This is a genomic window from Niabella aurantiaca DSM 17617, assembly GCF_000374125.1.
Lineage (GTDB): Bacteria > Bacteroidota > Bacteroidia > Chitinophagales > Chitinophagaceae > Niabella > Niabella aurantiaca.
Genome location: NZ_KB893631.1, coordinates 107,132 through 117,002, shown reverse-complemented (window position 1 = coordinate 117,002; position 9,871 = coordinate 107,132). Strand labels below are relative to the sequence as shown.

Here is a 9,871-nt window from a genome sequence, read left to right as displayed (position 1 = left end):
TCCGGCAAGAACGGGTTTCAACCCGTTTATAAGTCCAAAAGAACAACAGAGAGCCATAGGCTCGGGGCATAATGATCCGTGCCGATGGCACTTATGAAATTACAGCTTCGTTAAAGCCGTGCTAAAGCGCGGCTTTAACGATAGCGACGCGCCGGATGGCGCTTATAAGGGGGACCAAAATATTATTTTTAAACAGCTTCTTAGGGTGAAGTTAATTAATAATCGCTCCTTTGTTATTCGCCAGCTTTTCCCGCCATTGGCGGAGCTGTTCCGGTGTAAGCCGTTCCCAATCGGCAACCTCGCCCACGATCCGGAGGGGCGCCGTGCTGCGATAGGAGCGGGTAGGGTTGCCCGGGAATTTTTTGTCCGTAACGTTGGGGTCGTTCTCAAAGCTGCCCGTAGGTTCCACGATATAGACGCGCTCGCGCCCGTCGCCTTTTGCCAATGCAGCGGCCAACCCCGCGCCATTGACCAGGGCGGTAAAATAAATATGGTTCATGACGATCTCGCTCTGGTAATTAGACCGGCCACCGGCTATGAGCAGGTCGCCTACCTGCAGATCCGCCCGGGTACCATGATAAAAAGGGCCTTTGTCCGGGAGCTGCTCGCCGGCCGAAATGGCTGATTCATGATACTTCCGTTCATTGTCCGCGTCGCCCAGATCCTTATAGCATTGCGCCATAACTGCATACAGGGAGGGGAGGGCGCTTTTCACAGCGTCGCTGTCGGCGCTTAGCCCGTGCTGCAAAGCGGTCCGGAGCCATTGTAATTTGCCAAGCGCATCCTGCCGGTACCGGGCTATGAAATGGGCGGCGATAAATTTTTCAAAGTCGTTACGGGCTTCGTTCCAGGCTTGCATGAAAAGCTTGTCTGCCGCCTCGCACTGACCTTTTTCTGCAGTATCCATACCTTGCATACAAAGCTGAATAACGGGACTGTTGGGGTTAAATTCCATCGGTTTATTTTTGATTAAGCTGTGCTATTTTGTGATGCATGATCTCCAGGGCTTTTGAAAAATATTGTTCCATGGTTTTTAATTCAGCGATTGAAAAAGAGTCGAAAAGCCGGTCCGTATCATCCTGGAAATCCTGGTAAAGTGGTTGTAACAACGCCGCTATTTTTTGCGTATCAGGCACGATGATCACCTTGCGCCGGTCGCCTTCGGGATACTGCCGCTTCAGCAGCTTTTTCTTTTCGAAGCGGTCTACCAGGCCCGTAACAGCCCCGGTGGTGAGGCCCGTGAGCCGGGCCAGCTCGCCTGCCGTCATGGGGCCTTTCTGCAGCAGAAATCCCAGGTACTTGTGATCGGTACCCGAAAGCCCGGCTTTTCTGCCCACTGCCTCATGCATTTGGATAGAGGTATAGGCATGCTGCTGGCTGAGTTTTCTTAGTCGTACAACCTTGTCTGCTTTCATTATCTTCTTAAATAAGTATCTTAGTTTCAAAGATAAAAGAATATAATGAAATAGCAAATGATCTTGCCGGTTCTATACGCCGGCCACCACACAACGCCCAGTTCATTATCTACCACAATGGATTCTATCTCTTTCCGGCCGTTGTATTTGCCAAATTTGCGTACCAGGGTTGCCGTTATGTTGCCTGAACATTGTTTAAATGTTATCAAATAATAAAATATGATAGCCGGGCGGTTACCCGTTTTTCAACCGGGATGTATCCATTACCATGCAAAGCCGTAAATATTCCGCTACACAAACAGCCACATGGACGACATGGAATTATTTTATACATGCAACTGCCCATTCGTTTGAAAAACAAGGGTGGAGAGATGTAGACCCAAAAAAAATCTATCCCGCGTTTCTCAGAAGCTGTTTTACAAAATCCTAAAGATTACGCCGGACAAACTCCCGGCAATAATCTTTTATGAGCGCACGTGTATAGCGAAACTGCGCTTTTATTTCATCGGGACTGCCCGTTGCCCTGGCGGGATCGGGAAAATCGCGGTGGAACTTTTGTGCGCTGCCCGGAAAGAACGGGCAATGCTCTTTCGCGTTATCGCAAACGGTAATTACAAAGTCAAAACTGATGTGGCGGTACGCATGCACATTGTCAGATGTGTGATTTGTTATGTCAATACCGTCTTCCAGCATTACTTCTATGGCTTTTGGGTTTAGGCCATGTGCTTCTATACCGGCACTGTAAATTGCTGCTTTATCTTTTGCAAAATGCCTCAAATAACCTTCCGCTATTTGGCTCCGGCAACTGTTACCGGTACAAAGCACTAATATTTTTTTTATTTCCATAATTGTTTGTTACAGGAATGATCAGAGTGTAAAAGCTTAAGGCAGGGATTCAAATGGAAGGGTAGCATCATCAATAATAGAAGGATACAGGTTTCCCTTGGTGTAAGCGCCTGTATTTCAGATCAGCAATTGCCACCACCACAGCAGGATGAAGTCTTCAGGTCTGTTAAATTCCTTTTCACCTTTTGTGCCGGTATGCCGCAGGCATCTTGCGCAAGGCAAGCCGTGGCTTTGTGCTCCAGTATGAAATAATGACCGTTAAAGCCCAATCCGTACCTGCCGATCGTATCGCTCTGATATTCTACTTCTATTTCCAGATCAGTGATCCCCAGTTTATTTTCTGAAAGCTGGATGATCTGCAGTAGTTTTTGGGGCTTTAAACGATGCTCAAAGTCGTCGGCGTTCCAAAGCTGAAAACTTACAACCTGCTCATAGCGGATGGTGCCGCCACAATCTATGAAGTGCCTGGTAACAATACCTACTTCGGTAATATGAAAATGCTCGGGGACAAAGTCGCCATTTTCTAACCGGAACGCCACATTATCCAGTGCCGGTAAGAGTGTTTTAATTTCTGAAAGTTTCATCCGTGTATTTTTTTAAATTTTTATGGGTGTGATCCCCCCCTGACCGGTTGGGCAGGAGAGCTCCGCAGATATTTGCCTGTCAATTTCAGGAGTGTCATTATGCACCATGTTTCTGTAACGTAATATTACGATGAATAAAGGCAAAAAAAATCAACAGCATTTATTTGCCACCATATCATCTGTAAAAAAGGCGTTCAATTCTTTTTTCAACTTCAGCCATACCTTTTCATCGATACAATAACAAACGCTGGTACCTTCTATATTTCCCTTAATGATGCCTGTATTTTTCAGCTCTTTTAAATGCTGCGAAATCGTAGCCTGTGCCAGGCCCAATTCCCCGACCAGATCGTTGCAAATACAGGCGTTTTGTTTCATGATATGCTGCAATATCGCAATCCGGGCAGGATGCGCCAATGCTTTAAATACACCGGCCAGGTGGTTCTGCTTCTCTGTAAATATTTCTGATTTTGTCAGGCCCATCGATTCATTACTATATTGCAATATTGCGATTAATAAATTGATCGGACAAAATATATTTTCAACTGAAAAACAAAAGAACGATCCGGATGGGCCGGCTGATAAAGATCAGGGTAACGACAATGGTTTTTAATTCCCGAACAACTCCATCTGCGGTATTTTAAATTGCTGCAAACCTTTCAAAGGCAAAATAAATGGAAGGGCAGGGACGTGGCGAATAATAGCTTTGCGTTGATTATCGAAGCGGATGCCAATGGCAAAAGCGGCAGGGATGTGTTCATGAAGGCGTATCAACCCGGTTAGCAATCATTCTTTTACCGGTTCATAGTAAAGCGTGATGGCGCCAGAGCCAAAGGTTTTTGTCTTCACAAGCGTAAACATGGTTCTGTCATTGATGTTGTTGAATAAGGGCAGACCGCTGCCCGCTATAACCGGGTGAACCATGAGCTGGAATTCATCAATTAAATGAAGGTTCAGTAAAGCAATAATTAAACTCCGGCTGCCCACTAAGATGTTTTTGCTCCCGCCGCCGGCAGCTCCTTTGAGTGCGGAAACTTCTTCTTTAAGGCCTCTTGTAGCCAACCGTGCACTTTCCCATTCCACCGATTTCAGCGTTCGGGAAAAAACAATTTTGGGGATGCGATCCATTATAGCGGCAAATTCATCCATTGACCGGTTACCCGTAGGATTTTTTATCACTGTTGGCCAATATTCCATCAATTCATAGGTTATTCTTCCGTATAGAATGGCGTCAGCATTCCGTAACAGGTCAGCATAATGCTGATGCAGGTCATCATCCGGAACGACTGCCGTATGATCACAAAACCCGTCCAGTGTCATATTGATCGCCCCGATTAGCTTTCTCATTTTATTTCATTTATACCCATTGTAAATTTTGCATACCAGCACAACAGATAGAAAAGGTAAAATATTTATTTGTTACGGACAAGCAACCGGTAAAAATTTTTATTTTTATAGTGTTCTGAAACAAAACAGGAAATGGAAAACAAGAAGGTAAAATTTCGTTCATTGGTTGAACTGTTCGCTTTTCTTCCCGCAGATGAGGCCCTGCTGCTTGACATTTTACGTGGAATTGCCATTGAGACATTGAACGGCTACGGTAAAGAAAAGATCTCCTATAATGTTCCGTTTTTCTATGGTAACCGGTCTTTATTGCTGATCTATCCGGCGGCTGTTCCCCGTGGTGGTTTTAAAAGCGGTGTCATGTTTGCTTTCTGGTATGGCAACCGTTTAAAAGACGAAGACCATTACCTGGAACACGGTACCAACAAACAAATTTATTACAGGATCTATCATTCTGCAGAAGAGATCAATATATCAGCCTTGCAAACGCTGATACACGAAGCCGTTGAGCTGGACAAGACATTCAAAAAGCCCCGGCGCTAAATACATTCATTCAATAAGTCCCGGTTCGGGAAATCACCAATCAGTTAATCCGGATATAACAGATATTTTGCCCGTATAGCCTTAAACTTTTGTAACCCCGGTTCCCAGCTTTTTCTGATTTCCGCTTCCGGTACGCCAGCGATGATCTGTTTTCTCAGCTGATCGGTACCTATGCGCAGATCAAAAGCCGATATGTCCTGGTTAGCCCTTCCGGGAGTAAAAAATCTGGCCTTATCCGGGTAGGCCTTATATAACTCGATCAGCCATGTTAAATTGATCTGCCGGCTCTTCCGGAGCGCGGCAATATCATAATTGCGAAGGTCAAGGCCATAACAAACAGTGTCTTTGTGATTGGGGCGTTCACTCATTCCGGGAATACTTATGGGTTTATACGAAAATGAATACCGGCCTTTTAATGCGGGTGCTCCCAATATCGTGAAGGGCATATAAGTGCCCCTGCCTTCATTGATAGCGGTTCCTTCAAACATGCACAAACTCGGGAAAAGCATCACGGCCTGCTGCGTATTTAAATTAGGAGAGGGGTTTATTGGTAGTGTATAAGGCATGTCATGGTTGTAGTTGGCAACTTTTATAACCGTTATTTTACATGGTTTCTTAAGATATCCTTCTCCATTAAGATATTGTGCAAATTCTCCTATTGTCATACCATGCGTCATTGGCGTATAATGTATCCCGATACCCGATTTAAATTTATCATCCGTCATTACCGGTCCGTCTACTACATAGCCGTTGGGATTAGGCCGGTCGAGGATCAGCAGTTCTTTATTATTCTCTGCGCAGGCATCCATCACATGCTCCAGCGTATTGATATTCGTATAGAAGCGGCAGCCCACATCCTGGATATCAAAGATCATAAGATCAACATCTGCCAGCTGTTCTTTTGTTGGTTTCTCATTCCTGCCGTATAAAGAAACGATCGGAATACCGGTTTTAGCATCGACCTCATCACTTACCACTGCTCCGTTACTGGCATTGCCTCTAAAGCCATGCTCGGGTCCAAACACTTTTACAATCTTAACTCCAAGACTCAACAAACTGTCTACACTACTTTTCCTGCCGATCAGAGAACTCTGATTTGCCACCAGGCCGATCCGTTTTCCCTTCAGATAGGGGAGGTATTTTTCAGTCTGATCGGCACCTGTAATAATTCCCTGCCTGGATACCGTTTTACCTGGCGAAGCGTACGTAGTACATTTGATGCTGCTGATGACCAGGAGAGCTAAAAAAAATAAGGAAGTAAATCTCATCATTATTGGAAAGTTTATCGTTTCTATATATGGTCATTTACCGCTTTAAAATATCAACAACATGCTGAAGCAGGGAGCATCAATGGTTGCGTTGGCTTCAGACAGGGATCCTTTGGTATTGTACATTGGTTTCAAATTTAAGTTTTTTACGGCGTAAAACGCTCTATCATACCCGATTAAAAAGTATTGACTCGTTTTTAGTGTGGGGTAATTTAGTTTTTTGCAGTCTGGAATAATGTTGATGCCCGCTTTGGCCGACAGAAAAAAGAGAGGTCGGCTCTTATATCCATCTTTAAACCCATCCTGATCACCAGCTTCCGGCGCTCAATAACGACCTGCTAAGCGAGGGTTTGCCTATAAGGATCGACATTCTGAACATTATGTTAAGTAGGTGTGGTGTCGTAAAATTTATCTGGGAAAAGGTGCCGCAGGCAGCACCCTTTGATTGATACCTCCGAATGGGGTTCCAGCAGGCCGTGACCGGCTCGCGGCATAGCACCTGCAGGCACAACCGCGATGCCGGCCGACAAAATACTTACACAGCACATATAGGAAACCATTTCAGCTACAAGCCTTCTGATCGTCACCGCGACCGTCGAAATTTCCACCAGCTGGACAACGGGGATATTTCCATATCGGACAGGCGGATTTTTTGAATATAGACGGACGGGCTGCCGGCAATGCCATTTCCCTGATTTGTGAAAAATTGAGTTGTAAAATTTTGGAAAATTTACAAACTGATTTTTCACAAACTTGTGAAAATCGGTTTTCGAAAAATATTCTTTTACACAGATCATTTGCAACTCGATCTGTCGGTTGCAAGCAGAACGTCGTGTATATCGCGTTACTAAAAATAAATCAGCTCCGTATGGAAATACAGAGCTATCGTTTCTAAATGTAAACCCTAGCGAATGCAGTTATGGATGCCTGTAAGGGTTGCGGTTGAGCAACCTTTATGTACCGCTTTTTCTACGAAAAATAGGTAAAGCCGGCATGAGGCGAAGGGTAGGGGCTTTACTTATTTTGAGTGCGTGGGGGAAGTCCACCCACCTGCCGGTGGTAAATTTATGAGGGACGGGGCACGAGTGTAACTTAGTGCTTTAAAACGGACAATCGGCCTTCGTTTCATTGTTCATTTCAATACGCAGCTATCTCCGACTGCGGCAGGATCATATCCGCTCCACGACCACACAGGTTCATTTGATGCAAAAAGCACTTACCCAAATGAACATCCGTCTTACCGAAGTGATAAGCGACATTACCGGAAGCAGCGGCTTGCGGATGCAGGAAGCGATTGTGACCGGGGAACGACGACCGCGGGTATTGCTTGATTTATGCGTACTGCAACTGAAAGAAAAGAAATCGGAGCTTTTCCTGAAAGCCTTACAGGGTCATTATCGCGAAGAGCATCTTTTTGCTCTAACGCAGGCACTTAATACATGGAAATATTACAATACCCTTATTAAATAATTACAGGGATTGGCTTTCAAACACAACCTGCAGCTCGTAGAAATTTAATGTGTCCATAGGATAGCAGCGGCATCCTTTGTGAGGGACAACCGAGAAACAAGCGATAGCTTGTGCCGAAGGTTACGAGCATAGCTCAAAAGATATAGCGGATTATTCGCAAGTTTTATTGTTTGTTTTTTAATGGTGCTCATGAGGGCTGCGCCGTTGCCCGACTTCTGCCCAGCCAAAATCAATTCGTTTTCAGTATTAAGAGTCTGCTTTCAAATAAATTATAGTCGGCGAATACTTAATTTTGTCAGATGAAACCAATACAATTCTGCATGCTGCTTTTTTCTCTTTCAACATCTGCGCCCTCCTTGGCTCAATCGGGAAATCAGCTGATTTATAATGCAGAGCAAGCAATTCGAAAAGCCGATTCGCTTCATAGTTTAGGCAATTTCAATCTTATGGCTTTTTATGATTCGTTTGCGTTGAACGCTGCAAGTAAAATAAATCAACCCGAATATTCGGGCAGGGCATATTTTCTTCATGCAAAATATTTAGCTTCTGTTCAAAATTATAAAGAAGCCAACCGTTTTTATCAAAATGCATTACAGGTATATTACAAACAACAAAACAATGAAACTACCGCACAGATCTATAATGATATGGGATTTTCTTATGGCGAAACCGGCGCTGCGGATAAACAGGTAGAATCTTATTTACAAGCCATAAAAATTTATGAGCGGCACAACGATCCCAATGGGCTGGCGCAATCCATGAGCAATCTTTCTACCGCCTACTTCGAATTAGAAAAAGACGACAGAGCCCTTGAGTACGCCTTCTATGCCTTACGAATAAGAGAAAAGCAGGGCGACCAACGGAACCTCTCTCTTTCTTACGGCAATATTGCCAATATGTATGCGCAGACTGGCGCCGATGAACTTGCCGGCAAATACATCGGCCTGGGAATGACTGCTGCTGAAAAAAGCGGCGATAAGGAAAGAATGGCGCAAATGTATTTTACGAAAGCATTATTGCTGAACAAAGAAAATAAAGTGCAGGAAGCCCTGGAGATGGAACTGAAAGCCATTGCGATATTGGAAAGCTTGAAAAACTATGGTCTAGCCGCCAACCGGTACATTGCGGCGGCATTTTACAGCAATAAGCTCGGAGATACGGCCAATGCCCATCACTATTTTAATAAGTCCATAGCGTTAGCCTCTTCTATAGAGAATAAAACCGTATTGCGAAACGGGCACAACTATCTATCTGATTTTTATTTAGAACATCGCCATTACAAAGAAGCACTGGAACAGTATAAGAAATTTATTGCGCTGCGAGACAGCATCAGCAACAGCGAAACCAACACACGGATAGCACAGTTGCAGGCAGCGTTTGATTTAGAGAAAAAAGATTTTGAAATAAATAAATTGCAGGTGCAGCAAAAAATTAAACAATTAGAAATAGAAAAACAACAAGCCCTGATAGCGGGTAACACGGCCGAAGCCGAACGCAAACAAAATGAAATTGATTTGCTTTCCAAAACCAAAGAATTGCAGGAAGAAAACCTGTTGCGGCAGCACGAAGAATTGGAAAAACAAAAGCTCGTAGCAGACAATAACGGGCAAAAGTTGCTGCTCGCCGAAAAAGAAAAAATTATACGGGAAAAACAAATTAAAGGGCAGTCCCTTATACGTAACTTGCTCCTAGGGCTAACGGCGCTGCTTATATTGCTGGCCTGGGCTGGTTTTAACCGCTATAAACTAAAAAAGAAATTAGAACAACAGGCTTCCATCATAAAAATGCGCAACAACATAAGCGAAAACCTTCACGACGATATCGGCGCAACGCTCAGCAATATCAATATCCTGAACCAATTAGCCAGGAACAATATTGCCAATGCAACCATTGCAGACGGTTATCTTGAAAAATCCATTGAAGACATACAACAGGTAAGTGAAAGTATCAGCGATATTGTATGGAGTATAAACCCGCAATACGATGATTTGGCGCAACTGTTAGTAAGAATGAAACGCTATGCCGCCGATATGCTCGATGGAAAATCCATTCAGTACCATATCCGTTTTGATGAACAGGTAAACAAAACGCAATTGGATATGGACAAGCGGCGCAATTTTTATTTGTTTTACAAAGAAGCTGTGAATAATCTTGTAAAACATTCCGGTGCCACACAGGCCGGGATTGACCTGTTTATCAAAAATAATGAATTGTTCCTGCATATAAAAGACAACGGCGCAGGCTTTGATGCCGGAAACAAAAAGCAGGGCAATGGCCTCGGCAATATGCAAAAAAGGGCAGCATCATTATCGGGAAAGTTATCTATAAAATCAATAGAAGGAAAGGGCACAGATGTTTTGTTGCAATTTCCTGTTACCTGAATGGGTAATATTTTGTTTACCTG

General features: G+C 44.0%; 12 protein-coding genes. 3 read left to right on the top strand and 9 right to left on the bottom strand.

The features are described 5' to 3' along the window. Positions 1–211: 211 nt before the first annotated feature. The 7 genes from arr to B160_RS0111890 form a co-directional block, all read right to left on the bottom strand. Complete coding sequence (gene arr, locus B160_RS32465) at positions 212–619, bottom strand: NAD(+)--rifampin ADP-ribosyltransferase (RefSeq protein WP_071597030.1); 408 nt, start codon at positions 617–619, stop codon at positions 212–214. A gap of 340 nt (positions 620–959) precedes the next feature. Then, positions 960–1,415 carry a MarR family winged helix-turn-helix transcriptional regulator gene (locus tag B160_RS0111925; RefSeq protein ID WP_018628149.1) on the bottom strand — a complete coding sequence of 152 codons (456 nt, stop codon included), beginning with the start codon at positions 1,413–1,415 and terminating at the stop codon, positions 960–962. Positions 1,416–1,441: 26 nt separating this feature from the next. Then, positions 1,442–1,624 (bottom strand): hypothetical protein, encoded by a 183-nt coding sequence (locus B160_RS32105; RefSeq protein WP_018628148.1) that lies wholly within the window; start codon positions 1,622–1,624, stop codon positions 1,442–1,444. Positions 1,625–1,841: 217 nt separating this feature from the next. Then, positions 1,842–2,261 carry an arsenate reductase ArsC gene (locus B160_RS0111915; RefSeq protein ID WP_018628147.1) on the bottom strand — a complete coding sequence of 140 codons (420 nt, stop codon included), beginning with the start codon at positions 2,259–2,261 and terminating at the stop codon, positions 1,842–1,844. 122 nt (positions 2,262–2,383) lie between these two features. Beyond that, positions 2,384–2,845: a DUF6428 family protein gene (locus B160_RS0111910; protein ID WP_018628146.1), complete on the bottom strand. Its 462-nt coding sequence runs from the start codon at positions 2,843–2,845 to the stop codon at positions 2,384–2,386. A gap of 150 nt (positions 2,846–2,995) precedes the next feature. Then, positions 2,996–3,346: an ArsR/SmtB family transcription factor gene (locus B160_RS0111905; RefSeq protein WP_425411195.1), complete on the bottom strand. Its 351-nt coding sequence runs from the start codon at positions 3,344–3,346 to the stop codon at positions 2,996–2,998. 282 nt (positions 3,347–3,628) lie between these two features. After that, on the bottom strand, positions 3,629–4,189 hold the full coding sequence (locus tag B160_RS0111890) for a dihydrofolate reductase family protein (protein WP_018628142.1): 561 nt from the start codon (positions 4,187–4,189) through the stop codon (positions 3,629–3,631). Between the two features lie 132 nt (positions 4,190–4,321). On the opposite strand from B160_RS0111890, the gene B160_RS0111885 reads away from it, so the two are divergent. Beyond that, on the top strand, positions 4,322–4,729 hold the full coding sequence (locus tag B160_RS0111885) for a DUF1801 domain-containing protein (protein WP_018628141.1): 408 nt from the start codon (positions 4,322–4,324) through the stop codon (positions 4,727–4,729). A gap of 44 nt (positions 4,730–4,773) precedes the next feature. Here the strand turns inward: B160_RS0111885 and B160_RS0111880 are convergent, their stop codons facing one another. Together B160_RS0111880 and B160_RS0111870 are read right to left on the bottom strand one after the other, a co-directional pair. Then, the gene (locus tag B160_RS0111880; protein ID WP_018628140.1) at positions 4,774–6,000 is read right to left on the bottom strand and encodes an exo-beta-N-acetylmuramidase NamZ family protein; all 1,227 of its coding nucleotides are present in this window, start codon (positions 5,998–6,000) and stop codon (positions 4,774–4,776) included. 380 nt (positions 6,001–6,380) lie between these two features. Then, positions 6,381–6,794: a hypothetical protein gene (locus tag B160_RS0111870; protein WP_018628138.1), complete on the bottom strand. Its 414-nt coding sequence runs from the start codon at positions 6,792–6,794 to the stop codon at positions 6,381–6,383. 331 nt (positions 6,795–7,125) lie between these two features. Here B160_RS0111870 and B160_RS0111865 point away from each other — a divergent pair, with 331 nt between their 5' ends. Both B160_RS0111865 and B160_RS0111855 read left to right on the top strand, forming a co-directional pair. Continuing rightward, a complete protein-coding gene (locus B160_RS0111865; RefSeq protein ID WP_157558025.1) occupies positions 7,126–7,467 on the top strand; it encodes a hypothetical protein in 342 nt (113 codons plus the stop codon). A 446-nt stretch (positions 7,468–7,913) separates the two neighbouring features. Then, positions 7,914–9,848, top strand: a complete 1,935-nt coding sequence (locus tag B160_RS0111855) for an ATP-binding protein (protein ID WP_157558024.1) — start codon at positions 7,914–7,916, stop codon at positions 9,846–9,848. The last annotated feature ends 23 nt before the right edge of the window (positions 9,849–9,871 follow it).